Origin of the sequence: Bacillus sp. 22-7, from assembly GCF_010628845.1 — a bacterium.
Classification (GTDB): domain Bacteria; phylum Bacillota; class Bacilli; order Bacillales; family Cytobacillaceae; genus Cytobacillus; species Cytobacillus firmus_B.
Genome location: NZ_NJQY01000008.1, coordinates 38,322 through 56,834, shown reverse-complemented (window position 1 = coordinate 56,834; position 18,513 = coordinate 38,322). Strand labels below are relative to the sequence as shown.

The window sequence follows — 18,513 nt, the reverse complement described above, 5'->3', positions numbered from 1 at the left end:
CCGCCGCTCAGAAGCGACTTTATTAATATATCATTTCTCAATCGCTTAGTCAATAACTTTTTTTAAAACTTTCAAATGCTGTTAGCGTCTCAAGCGACTGTTTTTCTATAATAACACCTGTTGCCCAAAGGGTCAACAAGTTATTCAAAAAAAAACACAAAAAGTTTATTATCCTATCAAATAAAAAGAAACCAGCTGTTTGAACCGCAGCTGGTTTCTTCTATATTATATATCATTGTTTTGAGATGACGATGATATCTTTTTCTTTAAGATCAACAGCGCCAGGCTTATTAATTTTAATTGCCTCACCCTGCTGAAGGTTCGTGAAGACGATCGGTGTAATAATAGAAGTGGCGTTTTCCCCGATATAATCAAGGTCCACTTTCAATAGCGGCTGTCCCGCTTCTACACGGTCATTCTCAGCAATTAACGCTTCAAATCCCTGACCTTTCAGATTAACCGTATCAATACCCACATGAATCAGGATTTCGCGGCCTGAATCAGAAAGGATGCCGATTGCATGCTTTGTCGGGAACATGTTAACAATTTTCCCGTCTACCGGTGAAACTACAGTTCCTTCTGAAGGCACAATCGCAAAACCATCACCCATCATTTTACCTGAGAATACAGCGTCAGGCACTTCTGTAATTGGTTTGATTTCACCTTTTAATGGTGCAATGAATGCATCTTCTTTATGTTCAGTCTGAAGAGCCTCAGGATTTACTTCTTCAATCTGCTGCTCCACTCCGCCTTCTGGAGCTTTTTCAACTGCGCGCGGTCTTTTGCCGCTCATGATATCTTTCATTTGGCCTTTGATTGTTTCAGATCTTGGGCCAAAGATAGCCTGAATGTTGTTTCCAACTTCCAGTACTCCAGATGCGCCAAGTTTTTTCAAGCGTTCTTTGTCTACATTTTTAATATCGTTTACTGATACACGAAGTCGAGTAATACACGCATCAAGATGAGCGATGTTTTCTTGTCCACCCATAGCATCAAGAACTTCATATGGAAGATCTCCACCTTTGCCTGAAGCAGCTGATTCTTCATCTTCTACTTCTTCACGACCCGGAGTCATTAAATTAAATTTGCGGATGGCAAATCTAAAGCCAAAGTAATAGATCACAGCAAATACCAATCCAACCGGAATAACAATCCAGGCATTTGTCTGAGGGTTGATTAATCCGAATAGGATATAGTCAATCAAACCGCCTGAAAAAGTCATGCCGATTTTTACATCCAAGAGATGCATGGTCATAAACGAAAGACCTGCAAACACAGCGTGTACAGCAAACAGGATCGGAGCTACAAACAAGAATGAGAATTCAAGCGGCTCCGTGATACCTGTTAAGAAAGAAGTTAATGCCGCAGACGCCATAAGACCTCCGACTACCACTTTCTTTTCAGGACGTGCTTCATGATAAATGGCTAATGCAGCTGCAGGCAGACCGAACATCATGAACGGGAATTTACCAGTCATAAATGTTCCCGCAGTAAGGTTTTGTACATTGTCACTGATTTGCGCCATGAAAATCCGCTGGTCACCGCGGACTGTTTCACCTGCATTCGTTACATACTGTCCAAATTCATACCAGAACGGAGAGTAGAAAATATGATGCAGACCAAAAGGAATCAGCGACCGTTCAATTAAGCCAAAAATGAATGCTGATAAAGTCAGGTTCGCATGAACCATGTTTTGTGAGAAGGCATTTAATCCTTCCTGGATTGGCGGCCAAATAACCAGCATCAGCAAACCAAGGACTACTGATGTTGCAGCCGTAATAATGGGAACGAAACGTTTCCCGGCAAAGAATCCTAAGTATGAAGGAAGTTCGATTTCATAGAATTTGTTGTATAATGCAGCAGCGATAATCCCAACTATAATACCGCCGAATACACCTGTCTGCAGAGTTGGAATTCCTAAGATATTCGCATAATTAAGCCCATTTACATCCTCTGCCGTTATTCCGGCAGCCGTACCCATTGTCACGTTCATAATCAAATAACCGATAATGGCAGCAAGTGCAGCTACACCTTCACCGCCTGCCAGACCAACAGCTACACCAACCGCAAATAGCACTGGCAAGTTAGCAAAGACGATATCCCCTGCTTTTTGCATAACCTGGGCAACGATCTCGACCCCGCTGTTATCCAGGAACGGAGCCAGCTCAAGAAGCGCCGGATTCTGCAGAGCCGCACCAAGAGCAAGCAGGATCCCCGCTGCAGGCAGCAATGCTACAGGAAGCATCAAGGCTTTCCCGACTTTTTGCAGGACGCCAAATACTTTTTTAAACATATGTTAACCTCCTAAAATTTTTACTCATTAAGCGTTTTCATTTAATAGCGGCAACCATTAAAAAATAAAAAAGGCATGAGGAAAAAAGGATAGAATTCAGGTGCATACAAGGGTATCATACCCTATTTACCTAAATTCAATTACCTTTCTTCACTCATGCCTGATCGAATCAGTAACACGTAAAGACTTGCCATTACTGGACAAGATAATCGTAATTAATTTATTTTCTTTTGAAGCCTTTGCAGATGCATAGTCAGATACACAGCTTCTGCGTTATAGACTGGTTTTTTTAATGTTTGCTGCATTACTTTAATGAGCTTCCAAGAGAGATTGTAGCACACCGGATATTCTTCTTTCAAGAGTGAAGTTATTTTTTCCGGTTCTTCTACGACCTCCCCTTTGTTAACCCTTTCAATGGTGAAGCGGATGTGGCGGACAAGCCTCATATAATCAATGCTGTCTTTATCAATTTGAATATCCAGCTGTTCTTCAATCATGTTAACGAGATGGGTCACCAGCTGAGAATGCTGATTCACTTCGGATAAATCTCGATTCATTACCGCACTATGCACGTGCAGGGCAATAAATCCAATCTCTCCTTCCGGCAAATAAATACCTGTACGATGCCCTATAAGGTTTACAACTTCCTGGGCAATTTCGAATTCAAATGGGTAAAGTGTCTTCGTTTCGACCAGAAAAGGATTCCTCATCTCCATCCCATTCTTCATGCGTGTTATCGCAAACATCAAGTGATCAGTTAACGCAACGTGGATATGTTCATTAAGCATGGAGTTTGCCCTTTGTTTTATCAATTGGATGGAGGAGATAATTGCTTCAAGCAATTGATTATCCACATAGGGCAAGAGCTTCAGATAATTCTCCTGCTCTTTTTCATTTTTAAGCACAAAGAGCTTTTCAACCAAACTAGAATCAATTGGCTGGCCCGATTTCCGGTTGAAGCCAATCCCTTTCCCAATCAGGACGACTTCTCCCAATGACTCATGCCTGCCAATCAGGACGTTATTATTCAGTACTTTTTTTACCTTATACTCACCCATTCTCTTCTCCCCGCTCATTAAACAAATGTACTCTCATGGTATAAAAGCATGTCCGGGAAGTCAACGGATCGACTTGAATTAAGAAAAGAGAAAGGTGCTTTAACCTTTTAGACGGATTGAAAGAAATGTTAAGGCGATCGCCCAGGGACGACTATCATAAGACGGTTCCTGTAAAAAGGTGTTTTTTACTTTCGGAAAGGGACGACTTAGACCCGAGAGTCCCTAGGAGCTGAAACTAGACAAGCTTAGGCTTGAGAGCCGATGGCGCCACTTTATAAAAAGAGACCCGCATCCCAGCGGGTCCCACACATCCTGTTACTTCAAGAAAATGAAATACATAACAAATATGACAAACAGCACATACATAATTGGGTGAATCTCTTTGATTCTTCCTTTTACAATCATGGTGATTGGGTAGAAAATAAATCCGATTGCAATTCCTGTTGCGATGCTGTAAGTCAATGGCATTGCAATAATTGTCAGGAATGCCGGGACAGCAATTTCAAACTTTGTCCAATCAATGTTGCCTAATGATGCAACCATCAATACACCGACAATGATCAGTGCTGGAGCCGTCACCGCAGAAGTAATAACTTCTAATAACGGGAAGAAGAATAATGATAGCAAGAAAAATCCTGCAGTGACAATCGATGCAAACCCTGTTCTCGCACCCGCCGCAACCCCTGATGAAGACTCAATAAAGGAAGTTGTAGTGGATGTTCCAAATATAGCACCAACGACTGTTGCTGTTGAGTCTGCCAGAAGTGCTTTACCTGCGCGAGGCAATTTATTTTCCTTCATTAAACCCGCCTGGTTGGCAACACCCACTAACGTTCCTGCTGTATCAAAGAAGTCGACGAACAGGAATGTCAGGACAACGACCAGCATGCTGGTTGAGAAGAATGAAGGGTCGCTGTATGCCCCGAACGCCGCTCCGAACGTTGGAGCCACACTTGGCACGGAATCAACAACCTTTCCCGGAACATCAATTAAGCCAGCAATCATCCCAGCAACTGTGGTGATTACCATACCTATAAAAATTCCGCCCTTAATTCCTTTTGTCATCAGAATAACTGTTATCACAATGCCGAAAATGGCCAGTAGCACATTTCCATCAGTAAAATCCCCTAATCCAACAAGGACAGCATCATTGTTGACAATCAGCCCTGCACTTTGAGCGCCGACAAATGTAATAAACAAACCGATTCCGGCACTGACCGCATACTTTAATTCAGCAGGAATGGAGTTAATAATTTTTTCACGCAGACCTGAAAGGGATAAAAAGATAAAGATAATCCCTGAAATCAAAACCCCGCCTAATGCATGCTGCCAAGGGATTCCCATCGTTAAAACAACAGTATAAGCAAAAAATGCATTCAATCCCATACCCGGAGCAAGTGCAATCGGATATCTGGCCAGCACCCCCATCAATAGGGATCCAATTGCCGCAGCCACTGCTGTTGCCACAAATACTGCCCCATAGTCCATTCTCATGGCATCCGGCAAATCCGGTATATCCATTAACGATAAAGTAATCGGGTTAACGACTAAAATATAAGCCATTGCTAAAAACGTTGTGAGTCCGCCGATGAATTCACGGCGATAGTTAGTACCAAGTTCTTCAAACTGGAAGTACTTCTTCATTTCTTTTCCCCCTATTGTCTATCCTTATTTTCACAATAAAAAAACTCCGGTATTGAGTACCGGAGCATTGACAACTGGCTCGTGCTTGCCATAGGGAAAAACAAAAAAAGAATAAAGGCAAAAACATCCCTATTTGCACTTACCTCGTAGTCAAGCTATTTACGGCAGCTCGGTAGAAACTTTTGGGCCATATCCCCAAGATTATACGACGTAAAACGACATATTTAATTCTTCTTTATCATAGCACCTCAAAAAGTCCTAGTCAATAGAAAAAGCGAACATTTTCATGTCCGCTTTTTATTAATGTTCGTATTTTATTCCCACTCAATCGTAGCAGGCGGCTTGCTCGTAATATCGTACACAACCCGGTTGACATGTGATACTTCATTCACGATTCTTGTTGAAATAATCTCCAGTACATCCCAAGGGATACGTGCCCAGTCAGATGTCATGCCATCAATTGAAGTAACGGCACGAATTCCAATAGTATAATCATATGTCCGGGCATCACCCATTACTCCCACACTGCGGATGTCAGGCAGGACAGTGAAATATTGCCAAATATCACGATCCAGGCCTGCCTTTTTAATTTCCTCACGCAAAATGGCATCAGACTCGCGTACAATTTCCAGCTTGTCTTCTGAAATCTCCCCCAGAACGCGGATACCTAATCCTGGACCAGGGAATGGCTGCCTCCACACGATTTCATCTGGAATGCCAAGCTCAGTTCCCAATGCACGCACTTCATCTTTAAACAGCGTGTTAAGCGGCTCAATAAGCTTAAATTGCATATCTTCAGGAAGCCCGCCTACATTGTGATGAGATTTAATCGTCTGGGCAGTAGCTGTTCCACTTTCAATAATATCGGTATAAAGTGTTCCTTGCGCAAGGAAATCAATGCCTTGAAGCTTAGCAGCTTCATCATCGAATACATAGATGAATTCATTGCCGATGATTTTACGTTTTTGTTCAGGATCGCTCACACCTCTAAGCTTATTCATAAAGCGCTCCTGGGCATCCACTTTAATGACATTCATATTAAAGCCATCAGCAAATGTCTTCATGACGCCTTCTGCTTCATCTTTTCTCAGCAGGCCGTGATCGACGAAAATACAAGTCAGCTGGTCGCCGATTGCTTTATGAATAAGAACGGCAACAACAGATGAATCAACACCGCCGCTCAATGCGCAAAGAACTTTCTTATCTCCAACTTCCTGGCGGATCTTTTCCATTTCAATTTCAATGAAATTCTCCATTGACCAATCGCCAGTACAGCCGCAAACGCCGAACACAAAGTTTTTCAGCATATCATTTCCATGAACAGAGTGGCGCACCTCAGGGTGGAATTGAACAGCGTATAAACCGCGCTCTTCATTGCTCATAGCCGCAATCGGGCATGACGGATTGGTTCCATCCACTGTAAAACCTGCCGGAGCCTCTACGACAAGATCGCCATGGCTCATCCAGACAGTCTGTTCTCTAGGAAGATCTGTAAACAATTTAGATTCATTTTCAATTTTCATAATTGCCTTCCCGTATTCACGGTGCTTGGCAGGCTCTACTTTTCCATCAAAATGCATGGTCATCAGCTGCATGCCATAGCAGATACCAAAAATCGGCAATCCCAGTTCAAATATTTCTTCATCGCATCTGAAAGCATTTTCGCCATACACGCTGTTAGGTCCGCCAGAGAAAATAATTCCTTTCGGATTCATTTCCTTGATTTCTGCAGCTGTAATCGTATGCGGATGCAGCTCGCTGTACACACCAAACTCACGAATTCTGCGTGTGATTAACTGATTGTACTGGCTTCCAAAGTCCAGCACTACGATCATTTCCTGATTTTGAAGTTCTGTTTTCCCCGTCACACTGTTCACCCCATTAATTTTGTTATATTGCCTTTAGTCTTCTCTCCTGCAGATAAAATATCTAGTAAAAATATAATTTCTCAAGCATTTCATATATTTCAGCGGGAAGCTGGACAATAAAAAAAACCGGAACTCTTTCTCCACAAAAAAAGTGAAGGCAGAATTCCGGTTTTCACGTATAGCAAAAAACTTCTTCTGCCTTCATAGTCAGATCATTTACGGCGATCCGGTAGAGACTTTCGAACCATATTATCGAGGATATATGAAGGTGCATGATTTAATTGTGTAAAACGGCAAAACCCGAACAATATGCCGCTGTCTTATTTGCCTATTGTAACAACAGCCACAAATCCTGGTCAAGCTATTGTCCTTTTAATTAAATTTTCCCACAATTCCTTCGTATCATTCCAGCTTCCTTCTTTCAGGACCCCCCTGTAGACAAGCTCTTCGTAGTGTGCTGTCAGCCTGCTCATTTCCCTTGTTGAGAAAAAGCTGTCAACATACTTGGCATAATCCCTTAAGGTTTGTCCGCTTTTCCGTTTTAACCCGTATCGGTCTAATTCTTTTAAAAGAATCAGGTAAGCCTTGGAGAAGTGCTCATCATTTCTTGTTCTTTTAAATCTCCAGATGAAATAATGAGGAAGCCATTTACCCCGTTTTTGGAAAATCACGATAACAAACAAAGCAGCTGCCACTACGGCTGCTCCGATGACTTTCCAATGTTCTTTAAAGAAAGACTCTATATTGCCCCAAAGCTTTTCTAAAGTAAAAGCCGATTCTTTCGATGATGTTACTTCAGGCTTGTCCGGCTTGACAGGAGTCTCAGTCTCTTTTGGCTCTTCTGCCTCCGGCTGGCTCGTATTTTGGCCTGCAGCGTCAAAGTTGAACTGAACGTTATTATTGAAACCCTGAGTTGGTTCAAATGGAACCCAGCCCATTTCAGGAAAATAAATTTCCACCCATGAATGGGCATTATTATTGGTTATTTCAAATAAACGGAGACCAGACCCGAGCGATTGCTTGAATTCTCCTTCTGTATAGCCCTTCACCCATCTTGCCGGCAATCCGATTGACCTCGCCATAACCACCATGGAAGAAGAGAAATTGTCGCAATACCCCTGCTTGGTATCAAATAAAAATTGGTCCACATAATCCTCATTCTCATCCGGAACAGCTACGTCTGTCTGGCTGTAGGTATATTCTGCCCTTCGGAAATACCTCTCAAGCTCCCTCGCTTTTTCAAACCAATCCGGCTTATCCTGAGTGATTTCCTGCGCCAGCTCCCTGACTCTTTTTGGTAATTCTTCAGGCAGCTGTGTATATCGGGACAAAAATTCCTCAGGAAGTGATTCCGCTTGTGCTCCCGATGCCTTCATGGCAGTTACACTGTATTCAGGCACCGCAAAACCCAATTTGTAATCTTCCAATGCAAATGGCCTTCCACTATCCAATGTCCGGATCTTTTCTGTGGCCGTTTCCAGCTCATAGGTAATGAAAGGCGAAGCTTTAATACTTTTTAACCCTAATGGATACACCACATGAGGGTAATTCATAAATGTATATACGGAGCTTACTTCTTCAGTGGTTTCAATTGCATCGTTGTCGATGAACGATGTAACCGGGATTTCCTCTCCCAATCCGAACGGAAGATATTCCCCTTCAGGCTGGGAGGTTACCCATCCCTTGCCTGTATACGTATCTTTCGTTTCCACCTTCCAGTAATGGCGGGACTCCACTTCCGCCCTGAAAACAACAGCGTTATCTCCTATAAAAGGGCCGCCAAGGCGGGAATCGTCTTCACCATAGCCGATTTTCTGAATGCCCGGTCCATCACCCCCGCTGTTTTGCCCATAGGATTTAATAAACGGAACAGGATCAGGCCAAATCGGTTCTGCCTTAGGAGCAGCAAATCCCAATCCGGCGCTTAGCGCGATCAGGGCAGTCAGCGGAATCATCCATTTTCGCGATAGAGAGGCTTCTTTCTTCAGCCCTTCCTGCTCCAGAAGGCGGTTAAACGTTAAGATGCCCATAACCGCAAAGCCCGCAATAACTGTCCTGACAATCGCTGTGTCTGCCGCGTAAGGCGTAAAGGTGTCCAGAACTGTTATATAAATGAGTGTCATGAAAAAGAAAATGAAAATCTGCCTGCGATTAATCAGCCAGTACTGAATCAAATAGGTCATCAGCCACAGCAGTATGAAAAACAGCAGGCTTCTGAAAAGATTGGTTATGGCGGGCCAGTCTCTCTCAGCAAGCAAACCAAAGTTGTGCCATATATCCGATGCAAATGCTTCTATCCATGAAAACTGAAAAAAGGAGCCTTCAAAATATAAATAATGCAGCTCATATAAAATATAAAGCACCTTAATAATACTGCTCATTACTGGACTTACGCCAAAGAAAGCCAGCAGGAGTGACAGTACAAGGAACACAAGGAAAACGATAATATTCGACGTATCTGTCAGCTCTTCAACCGGGCGCAGCCATTCCCATAATAAGAAAAAGCCAAGAACATAAAGAAGAAAGGTGGCAAAATCCTTTTGAACCCGCTGATATCCCATTACATGCCCACCCCCGAAAACACATCTGCAAAATGTCCGTTATGAACAAATATTACCCGGATTCCCCTGGCATTCGCAGAGGCTTTAAGCAGCAGTTCATCACCGGAAGGAGATTCAAGCTCATTTTTTATTAAAAATATCGTCAAGGTTCCATTTTTGGACGTAAAAAATCCGGCTTTCTCAATAAGTGCTTTTGTTAATTGTGCTGTAACAATCATCAGCTGACTGTTCTGCTGCAGAAGAAAATGCTCTGCTTCAAGAACCCGGTCCACGGATGCTGCCGAAGCATCTTTTATTTTTGCCAAATGATGAAACAGCTGGAGCTGGTGTGCTTCTCCGCCTCTGATCGGAAAAGCTGTCCGGGCAGCTGCAGAGGTCAAAAACCCAACCTGTGCTCCTTTACGGAGAATAGCCCTCACAATGGAAGCAGTAAACGAAACGATGGCCTCAAATCGGCTATCCGCTGAACAGTCCATCATGATATAGACATCATGGGATTGCCTTTGTTCAAATTCCTTGGTCATAATATCATTTCGCTTTGCGGTAGCTTTCCAGTTAATCCAGGAAAATCTGTCTCCCGGCTGATACTCCCTGATGCCGATTGCCATGGAAGTATCCCTTTGCACCCGCTCTTTTGAAGCAGTCATTCCCTGGTCGTAATGATGTGCCATGGGCTTATAGATGATTTCCTCATACGCCGGGTAGACAATCATCCTGCTCTCAGCGGGAGCTTGCCTTTCTTTCTCTACTAAACCAAGCAGATCACCTGTTTTAAAACGGACAGAGGCAAAAAAATGCTCTCCCCTCGGCAGACTGTTAATCTTGTATTGAATGGACATTTCCTTCTGAAATCCCGGAAATAAGAATCTCTTTGCCACGTTTGACTTCCCGGCATGCAGGAGCTGTTCACTCATTTCATCCTCAATGACGAGGTACAATAAAGGAAAAACTGATTCCCTGCTTATCCTCAAAGTAATCACAGCCTGCTCACCCGCATTGTATTCTGTTTTCGGCAGAATCCGCTCCACTTTAATGCCGTTTAATGAATAAAACGACAGACCCAGTGCATATAGAGCAAACGGCACAAAGCTGTAAAACAAAAACCAGCTGACAAAGCCGCCCTGGAACATGGCATACGAAAAGGTGAACAAAATAAGCAGAAATAGCACAATCAGCTTCCAGACACCTTTCAGTGTATTTAACAGCTGTTTCATTTTACTTCACTAGCCTTTGTACAGGGACAGAAACCCTGGCAATGACCCGGCCCACCACTTCTTCAGCGGTAATGCCCTCAAATTTCGCCTCGGATCTTAAGATAATTCTGTGAACAAAAACAGCTGGCGCCAAATACTGAATGTCATCCGGAAGAACATAATCGCGGCCATACATGAATGCATAAGCCTGGGCTGCTTTCATTAAAGCAATCGAACCGCGCGGACTGGCCCCTAGATACACACTGCTGTGGTTACGGGTTCCACCCGCAATCTCAACAATATAGCGTTTAATCGTTTGATCCACATGCACTTCTTTAATTTCTGTCTGCAGAGAGCGCAATTCAGCCAGATCCATTACCGTTTCCAGATCTTCTATCGGCGGAATGCGCTGCGCCCGATTCAAGACCTCCATCTCATCCGCGATATCCGGATAGCCCATTTTCATTTTTAAAAGGAATCTGTCCAGCTGCGCTTCCGGTAGTGGATAGGTTCCCTCATATTCGATGGGATTTTGCGTTGCCATAACGAAGAAGGGTCTTTCTAGACGATGCGTCACTCCGTCGATGGTCACACTGCTTTCTTCCATCCCTTCAAGAAGAGCGGATTGCGTCTTGGGAGAGGTTCGGTTGATTTCGTCTGCTAAAATAATATTGCCCATAATGGGACCAGGCCTGAACTGAAACTCCATTTCCTTCGGATTATAGATGGATACACCTGTCACATCCGAAGGCAGCAAATCAGGCGTGAATTGGATGCGTTTAAATGCAGCTCCAACTGACTTGGCCAGCGCACGAACCATCATCGTTTTCCCGACACCCGGAACATCTTCGAGCAGAACATGTCCTTCCGCTAAAAGCGCCACTAGGCTTAACTCTGCGACATCCCGTTTGCCGATCATGACTTTTTCAATATTTCCTAATACCCTCTCAATTGAAGGGTGCATCTGATTTCGATCCATGTGAAATCTCTCCCCTTTATCTATATCTCTAATTCCACTAATTTACAATTTCCTAAATTTAATTCTAACCTATTATATATTCGCTGTCGCGCTGGAAACTCCTGTGTTTTTCTTAGAATGACGCTATCTTCTAAATGGTTTTAGAACATTAATAAAGGCTGCTTCTCAGCAGCCAGATACCAGTTAGTTATGTCGTTTTCCATTCTGATCTATATAAAAAGATTCGATAAGTGTTCTTTCATATGGCTTTCCAGTTTCGCTAATGCCTTTTATTTCCGTTGTCACATTGTATATGCCTTCCTGTGAAAAATCACTACCGGTCATGAGGCCAGGCTTTTCTCCTTTCGCTTCTTGCTGCAGCTTTTTCCCTGAAGAATCAAACCCGAAGCGGATCCATTTTGTTTTATAGGCTTTATGACCTTTTGCAGACTTGCCCTGAATTTTATCATTTAACGGGCTGTTTAGTGTAACGTTGTATAGGTAAGATGCATTTGCCGAAGCCTTTAACAGCCAGCTTCCTGCTTTAGGATACTCGATTTCAAACTGGTGAACCCAAGCTCCTTTGAAGAAATCGGATTCTTCTTTATACGATTTTCCCGTTTTATATTCTTTTCCATCCGGACTAATTAATTTTAAAGCAGACAAATTCTTTTCGCTTAAAAAAGAAACGGTTATGGAGTTTACATTATCCTCCACGGAAAACTGCTCACTTATTGCACTGATAGCTTTCCCGCCTTTTACAATCGAATGGGCGCGAGGCTTGCCGGCAGCGGTTTCTGAGCTTGGAGCTGAGAGAACTGCGGCAGGCTGAGTAATAGTGGTATAGGGCCTGAACACCGGAAATGTATAGGATCCTTCCCGAATGGTTGTATGATTCCAGCCGCCTTCCTGAACAATGGAAGCTCCAGGCAGCCGGGAATTAACTGCTGTCACAACACCATCGTTTTTTCCGTACGTGCTCAGATATAAACCTCCCCAGTAGGAAGCACTGCCAAATGAACCCCATTTGGTGCCGCCAAGTGTATAATAACGATTTTTTCCAGCATTTTGATGGGAATCTGTAAGGCTTCGAAAGTATTGCATACTGCCTGTCTGCAGGGATTCGGTAGCTTCATTATTGTTTCCAAGAAGTGCAGCAAGCCACCAGGCGGCGCTGCTGTGTGCAAGATCTGCAAGCTGGGTGCCATGATGAGGAGAGGATAGAGAGATGACGTTTGATACATAGGGGTGGGCGTTGTAATGCACAAGCGCTGTCTGAATATCCACACCGCCTTTGCTATAGCCAATGACCACCAGTTTTTTTCCGCCGAAATGATGGTACATTTCCTGGAGCTTTTCAGCCAGAATGGCACCATTCGTCCACATATCCCGGTCATGATGAAGATCGATGAAGGCTGTTTCATATCCATTTGCCAAAGCCACTTCATACATATCATTTCCTTCATGCCAGACAGCTGACGAATTATTATAGCCGTGCACAAATACAAGAGGTGATTTGGAAGGGTCAATGCTTGAAGGTGATTCTCCGGCATACCAGTAACCCGGAGTCCCGCTGTCATCACCGCCAAAGCCGCCAGCCTTCACCATACCAGGGAAAATCAGCATCATACAAAAGATCACTCCTGCCATTTGTTTTATCAAGCTATTTCCTCCTTAACGGAGATCCGGACGGAAATCCAGTCAATTTTACTTTATAATTTTCATAATATTTGTTAAAGGGTATTTCGAATTAATTTCCATTCCTTTGGCAGAGAGAGAGAAGAAAAAAAAGCCACAGGACAAAGCCCCATGACTTTTTGCAGTTTAGTATGATACACCTGTACGGTTATGAGTTTTTTCAAACTCTGCTTGATTCGGATCAAAGTATTTTTCATTGAAAGCTGCCACGAATTTATCATCCTTAATGTAACCCGCTCCCCATGTAGGATCCATCGTGAGCCAGCTTCCATCCACTTTCACTTCCACCCATGCATGCTTCTGCGGCCAGAATCCGCCGAAAGCAGTTCCTTCAATAAAGCGGGCTTCCATGTTGCTGGCCCGAAGCAGCGCAATGGCCAGATAAGAATAATCCTGGCAGACGCCCGTTTTGGAATCAAGTGTCTTGAGCGCACTATCATCCCAGCTGAAGTCATCTGTTTCGAGCTTATTTACATCATATGAAACGGTTTTAGCGACATAATCATAGATGGCCTTCGCCTTTTCCCTTTCACTGCTAACGCCCTCTGTCAGCTCTTGCGCCAATTCGGTAATCTGCGGCGCATCGGACTGAACGCCTCTTGAAGGAAGCAGGTCCCGCTTATCCTCGCCTGTTGACTCCACCTCAAATTTGGCAAATCCATAAAAGCGGAAATAATCACTGTTCTCTTCCTTAATTTCCGGCACACTTAGTGTGACTTCATATGTGCCAGGACCAAACCTTAAATAAAAAGAATCATCAAACGTGAAATCTTTTACAGGGATAACATCCAGTGCTTCGTCTTCACCTTTTTTAGTCGTAATGTAAATATGATCTGTTTCAGGACCGAATTCTGCCTGCGGATCAATTTTTCCTTTTACAGAAAAGACACCGTTAGACTTCTCACCGCCATACTGCGGGTATTCAAGCGCCACTCCCCGCTCCTCATATGTTTTAGAAAATTCAATTGGGCTCATCGTCCTATCAGACTCGTTGTCTATTAAAATGGTTGTGGCTGTCTGATAGTAATTTTCCCGCTCTTTGTCAGGAACGAGCACCTCAAGCTTGTGCAGGCCTTTTCCATAGAATAACGGCACATCATAAGAGAACTTGCCTTCTTTCAGCGAAATGACATGCTTCCACATTTCCGATTCCTTATTCAGCTTTAGCATGATTGTATCGCCGTCTGTCAGACTTCCTGCTTCCCCTTTTAACTTGAATACTTCATTGCCTTTTAGATAGCTTGATTCAATGTCCAAAGTCAGCTCTGCTTCCTGGCCAAACGGAGTAAACGTTACATCGCGCTCTGTATCCTGATTCACATTGTGTACAGTGAACGAGGCAAGATCATAATAATAATTTTCACTATCCGTGCTTGGAAGCTGAACTGTTACCTTATACTCGCCTTCCCCATTAAATAACCGGATATTCTGTTTGAACTTCCCTTCTTTGATGGGTGCGTAGTATTCCTGATCATTCCCTGCCGGTCCCTCCTCTGTGGAACGAACCTTGATCCAGGCGTAGTCTGATTTGAGATCAGAGTACTTCTCAACCTCTCCCTGCACAGCCAACTTGCCATTTGCAGCAAACTCCTTATACTCCGGATTCTTCAGAGCTGCCCCGACTTCCTCGCTGTAAGAAGTCAGCTCAAGGGGTTCGAGCTCAAGTTCCTTGTTTTTCTCTTTAACCAATTTTTCATATTTGTCTTCTTCCTTTTTCTCCGCTTTGGCTTCGGAATTGCTTTCAGAGCTGCTGCAGGCTGAGAGGAATAGGAAGCTGGTTAGTAATACGATTAATATGGTGATGGGGCTTTTCTTTGGCATGGGGGTCCTCCTCTTTGTTTCTTTAACTCTAAATTTACATACGTACATTATCCCTTAAAGTTTCAGAGACTCAGCCCTTTTGGCCTTTACACCCTCAATTATGGATAATAATAAAATGAGCGCTTCCCACATTAGAGCCAAAACCAGGAGAACTGAGCCTTCTTCACTCCAGCTCGATTTGTTTATATAGAGAAATAAGATAGCTAAAAACAACACCAAATTACTTTTCCAAAAAAATAAAAACCCTCTGTTAAATAGGAATTTCTTTTGCTTTCCTTTTGCAGTCAAAATCTCTCCCCCTCTCCCGGTTATTAACGACTTGTATTAGTTAAAAACAGCCACCAGACCGAAGCCTGTAAAGATAAGAAAGAGAAAGAAAAATATAGATGCCAATTTATTAAGAATAATAGGAAGCCTATTTAACATATGCTGAATATGGTAATTCACACCTGAAGTGATAATAGCAATATATTTAAAACAATAGTCAAGGAAAGTCCTAGGCTGTTCATACACATTTACTTCATAGAGGGTAATAACTAGTTTTTGAACAAAAATAGAGAAAAAGGCAAAAACAGCATTTGCTGTAATCATTAGAGCAATATAAGAGCTTGGAATTGGAATATCTATCCCAGTCAGCATTAAAGAAATTAATGTCCATATTAGAAATACTGCAGTAAAGGCGATTAAATTTTTCATATTATTCTCCTTCCGATAGGGAGAGACGGCTGATCTCAAAACAAAAGCTCTTTATAGGGGTGACCCTTAAAGAGCTGCTCTTCACAGTTCCAATATTCAAAGTTAAAATCAAAAATACTCAGATAAGCTTTACTCAATCCTGTGTTCCTGCCTGACATAGTTATCTTCTTCTCTTAACTTATCGAGGTCGATTTTCCGATCCCATACTTTCCTGGCATTGTCATTCATATAAGGAAAAATGTATTGATCTACAATCACCTGAAAATCACCATCATCCAAGAGATTATAGGTGCGAATCTTTATTTTTTGACCATCTAAGGTTTCAATAACAATATCGTTTATAAGGTTTAAAAGATTTCTGACTAAATTGATATTACGAATATTACCTATAGATATCGTTTTCTTTTTAGCATTAACAGTTCCCTTTTCACCCGGAACTATTTTAAACAAAACCTTTCCTGGCATTAATCCAGGCAGGCTCCAAAAAGTCAAATGAAGATAGAAGGGAGTGAAAACAATTCCTCCACCAAGATAGAGAAATGAATATTTAGAATTAAACTTGAGTCCATGAATGATTAAGAAGATACATGCAAGCAAAAATCCAACTGTAGCCAAAAACATCCAAACATACATGAACTTAGAACCTTTTATGATTACCGTGTCACCTTTATTCTGAATCATTGACAAACTATACTCACCCCTTGGACCCGGCAGAGAAAGAGAGTTTCACACATAGACGTTATTCAGCCTTTGGTTCTTGCCTCTCATAATTAGCCTGCTGCCGAAGGCTCTCCAGGTTTATTTTTCGATCCCAAACTTTTCTAGCGTTTTCTGTCATATAAGGATATATAAATTGGTCAACTATTATCTGATAGCGAAAATCACCAATCAGGTTATACGTGCGAATTTTAAACTTTTTATCATTGAAAGTTTCAATAACAATATCATTAATTAAATTTAATGGATTCCTTACAAGATCAATGTTTCGAATATCCTTAATTGGAACAATGCCTTTTTTTGATTTAATCAGTCCATTTTCTCCGGGGATAATAGTCAGCAAGGTTTTACCCGGAATTAGGCCTGGTAAATTCCAAAGAGTGATATATAGATAAAAAGGAGTGAAAATTATTCCACCGCCAAGATAGAATAAAGAATATTTAGAGTCAAACTTCAATCCGTGAACAATTAGAAAGATACATGCTATTAAAAAACCTGCAGTAGCAAGAGACATTAGCACATAATAAATTTTTGATCCCTTCACCTTTATGGAGTAATCTTTATTTTGAATCATCGATAGATCGCCCCCTGAGAAAGCTCTCTCCTTTGAGAAGACTTGTTTGATCGATTCAATTAATTTTTATTCAATTTTAGGCTCTTTTCTCTCGTATCTTGCCACTTTACGAAGACGTTCAAGATCTACCTTTCTGTCCCAAACCTCTTTTGCATTTTCAGTCATATATGGATAAATGTATTGATCTACAATCATTTCATAATCTAAGTCCCCAAGAAGATTATACGTTCTAATTTTTATCTTTTTATCATTGAATGTATCAATAACAATGTCGTTGATTAAATTTAATGGATTTCTGACTAAATTGATACTGCGAATATTACTTATAGATACCATATCTTTTTTAGCATTAACTGTTCCCTTTTCTCCCGGGAATATTCTAAACAAAACCCTTCCTGGCATTAATCCAGGCAGGCTCCAAATAGTTAAATAAAGATAGAAGGGAGTTAATACGATTCCTCCGCCAAGATAGAGGAAAGAATATTTAGAATTGAATTTCAGTCCATGTATAATTAAGAAGATACATGCAAGTAAAAATCCTACTGTAGCCAAAAACATCCATACATACATGAACTTAGAACCTTTTATTAATACAGGTTCTCCTTTTTTCTCAATCATGGACAAGAGGAATCCCTCCTTGGACAGAATTGTTAAATAATAGGTTACTAATAGATGTCTCGTCTGCCCTTTGAACATTTAAATCAAGATTATCGTCTCTTGAAATCATCCAGAAGTCCACTTTCCCAGGAACAATAAAAATTAGATCAATTAAATCAGGATTTTTTGCAGAATCATATCCAAGACTAAGTAAACTGTCCATTCTGCCTTTTCTATTGGAAATATCTTTTAAAAACTCAAATGAGAATGAACCATTAACTCTATTTTCCCACTTTTGAGCAGTAGATTCCGACAATGAATCTGATTCACTCATATCACCTAAGAATTCTTCAAATTCTTCATTCTTCAAACTAAAAAGCACTTCATCATGTAAAGGCAGCTGGCTAATATCGAAGAAATTTTTAATACTTGGTATCATATCTTTTGGAGTGGATTTTGAAATATAATGTACTTGATGGTCATGCAATAACTTATGAAGATAAACTTCCCCATTCCCAAAATGAAAGGATATGTTCTCTTCCCCTTCGAACTTTAAATTAAATCTAGAAGCTTTAACCGTCTTCTCCGCATTACTAAGAATATTAATATAAGACTTATAGTCTTCTTTTAATCTATATTGATTATTAACCTCTACCACCATATCTTTTGCCAGCAAAGAGCGAGCTGCAAACTCAAGCAGTAACTTCAATTCGGAATCTTGGAGTGAAGGAAAGTATGTCTCTTTCATAGATATTCCTTCTTCATATAGCCCTTCACTATAAAATGCAAAGATTAATTCTTCTATACTTAGTTGAATGGTACTCATATTGCCTCC

The 18,513-nt window shown here is 41.7% G+C and carries 14 protein-coding genes and 2 riboswitches; all 14 genes read right to left on the bottom strand.

The window, feature by feature from the left end:
* Positions 1-232: 232 nt before the first annotated feature.
* Positions 233-2,293: a glucose-specific PTS transporter subunit IIBC gene (gene ptsG, locus CE058_RS07605; protein WP_163141768.1), complete on the bottom strand. Its 2,061-nt coding sequence runs from the start codon at positions 2,291-2,293 to the stop codon at positions 233-235.
* Between the two features lie 215 nt (positions 2,294-2,508).
* Positions 2,509-3,351 (bottom strand): glucose PTS transporter transcription antiterminator GlcT, encoded by an 843-nt coding sequence (gene glcT, locus CE058_RS07600; RefSeq protein WP_163141765.1) that lies wholly within the window; start codon positions 3,349-3,351, stop codon positions 2,509-2,511.
* 315 nt (positions 3,352-3,666) lie between these two features.
* Positions 3,667-4,995 (bottom strand): NCS2 family permease, encoded by a 1,329-nt coding sequence (locus CE058_RS07595; protein ID WP_048010861.1) that lies wholly within the window; start codon positions 4,993-4,995, stop codon positions 3,667-3,669.
* A 127-nt stretch (positions 4,996-5,122) separates the two neighbouring features.
* Positions 5,123-5,224, bottom strand: a riboswitch (purine riboswitch).
* Between the two features lie 85 nt (positions 5,225-5,309).
* Positions 5,310-6,830, bottom strand: a complete 1,521-nt coding sequence (gene guaA / locus CE058_RS07590) for a glutamine-hydrolyzing GMP synthase (protein ID WP_163141780.1) — start codon at positions 6,828-6,830, stop codon at positions 5,310-5,312.
* A gap of 217 nt (positions 6,831-7,047) precedes the next feature.
* Positions 7,048-7,149: riboswitch (purine riboswitch) on the bottom strand.
* Between the two features lie 70 nt (positions 7,150-7,219).
* Complete coding sequence (locus CE058_RS07585; RefSeq protein WP_163141762.1) at positions 7,220-9,424, bottom strand: transglutaminase TgpA family protein; 2,205 nt, start codon at positions 9,422-9,424, stop codon at positions 7,220-7,222.
* On the bottom strand, positions 9,424-10,638 hold the full coding sequence (locus tag CE058_RS07580) for a DUF58 domain-containing protein (RefSeq protein WP_163141759.1): 1,215 nt from the start codon (positions 10,636-10,638) through the stop codon (positions 9,424-9,426). The genes CE058_RS07585 and CE058_RS07580 overlap by 1 nt, the downstream gene beginning before the upstream one ends.
* Before the next feature lies 1 nt (position 10,639).
* Entirely contained in the window at positions 10,640-11,596 is a 957-nt protein-coding gene (locus tag CE058_RS07575) for an AAA family ATPase (protein WP_163141757.1), read from the bottom strand.
* Between the two features lie 183 nt (positions 11,597-11,779).
* On the bottom strand, positions 11,780-13,237 hold the full coding sequence (locus CE058_RS07570) for an esterase/lipase family protein (protein WP_163141754.1): 1,458 nt from the start codon (positions 13,235-13,237) through the stop codon (positions 11,780-11,782).
* 162 nt (positions 13,238-13,399) lie between these two features.
* The gene (locus CE058_RS07565) at positions 13,400-15,094 is read right to left on the bottom strand and encodes a transglutaminase domain-containing protein (protein WP_163141751.1); all 1,695 of its coding nucleotides are present in this window, start codon (positions 15,092-15,094) and stop codon (positions 13,400-13,402) included.
* Between the two features lie 324 nt (positions 15,095-15,418).
* Positions 15,419-15,790, bottom strand: coding sequence for a hypothetical protein (locus CE058_RS07560; protein ID WP_163141748.1), 372 nt, complete (start codon positions 15,788-15,790; stop codon positions 15,419-15,421).
* Positions 15,791-15,919: 129 nt separating this feature from the next.
* Positions 15,920-16,471 carry a DUF5381 family protein gene (locus CE058_RS07555; RefSeq protein WP_163141777.1) on the bottom strand — a complete coding sequence of 184 codons (552 nt, stop codon included), beginning with the start codon at positions 16,469-16,471 and terminating at the stop codon, positions 15,920-15,922.
* A 58-nt stretch (positions 16,472-16,529) separates the two neighbouring features.
* The gene (locus CE058_RS07550; RefSeq protein ID WP_163141745.1) at positions 16,530-17,081 is read right to left on the bottom strand and encodes a DUF5381 family protein; all 552 of its coding nucleotides are present in this window, start codon (positions 17,079-17,081) and stop codon (positions 16,530-16,532) included.
* 66 nt (positions 17,082-17,147) lie between these two features.
* A complete protein-coding gene (locus CE058_RS07545) occupies positions 17,148-17,699 on the bottom strand; it encodes a DUF5381 family protein (protein ID WP_163141774.1) in 552 nt (183 codons plus the stop codon).
* The gene (locus CE058_RS07540; protein WP_163141742.1) at positions 17,692-18,504 is read right to left on the bottom strand and encodes a hypothetical protein; all 813 of its coding nucleotides are present in this window, start codon (positions 18,502-18,504) and stop codon (positions 17,692-17,694) included. The genes CE058_RS07545 and CE058_RS07540 overlap by 8 nt, the downstream gene beginning before the upstream one ends.
* Positions 18,505-18,513 lie beyond the last annotated feature (9 nt).

Coding starts and splice junctions, on each gene's coding strand:
- ptsG (WP_163141768.1), bottom strand. CDS start 2,293: ATGTTTAAAAAAGTATTTGGCGTCCTGCAAAAAGTCGGGAAAGCCTTG.
- glcT (WP_163141765.1), bottom strand. CDS start 3,351: ATGGGTGAGTATAAGGTAAAAAAAGTACTGAATAATAACGTCCTGATT.
- CE058_RS07595 (WP_048010861.1), bottom strand. CDS start 4,995: ATGAAGAAGTACTTCCAGTTTGAAGAACTTGGTACTAACTATCGCCGT.
- guaA (WP_163141780.1), bottom strand. CDS start 6,830: ATGATCGTAGTGCTGGACTTTGGAAGCCAGTACAATCAGTTAATCACA.
- CE058_RS07585 (WP_163141762.1), bottom strand. CDS start 9,424: ATGGGATATCAGCGGGTTCAAAAGGATTTTGCCACCTTTCTTCTTTAT.
- CE058_RS07580 (WP_163141759.1), bottom strand. CDS start 10,638: ATGAAACAGCTGTTAAATACACTGAAAGGTGTCTGGAAGCTGATTGTG.
- CE058_RS07575 (WP_163141757.1), bottom strand. CDS start 11,596: ATGGATCGAAATCAGATGCACCCTTCAATTGAGAGGGTATTAGGAAAT.
- CE058_RS07565 (WP_163141751.1), bottom strand. CDS start 15,094: ATGCCAAAGAAAAGCCCCATCACCATATTAATCGTATTACTAACCAGC.
- CE058_RS07560 (WP_163141748.1), bottom strand. CDS start 15,790: ATGAAAAATTTAATCGCCTTTACTGCAGTATTTCTAATATGGACATTA.
- CE058_RS07555 (WP_163141777.1), bottom strand. CDS start 16,471: ATGATTCAGAATAAAGGTGACACGGTAATCATAAAAGGTTCTAAGTTC.
- CE058_RS07550 (WP_163141745.1), bottom strand. CDS start 17,081: ATGATTCAAAATAAAGATTACTCCATAAAGGTGAAGGGATCAAAAATT.
- CE058_RS07545 (WP_163141774.1), bottom strand. CDS start 17,699: ATGATTGAGAAAAAAGGAGAACCTGTATTAATAAAAGGTTCTAAGTTC.
- CE058_RS07540 (WP_163141742.1), bottom strand. CDS start 18,504: ATGAGTACCATTCAACTAAGTATAGAAGAATTAATCTTTGCATTTTAT.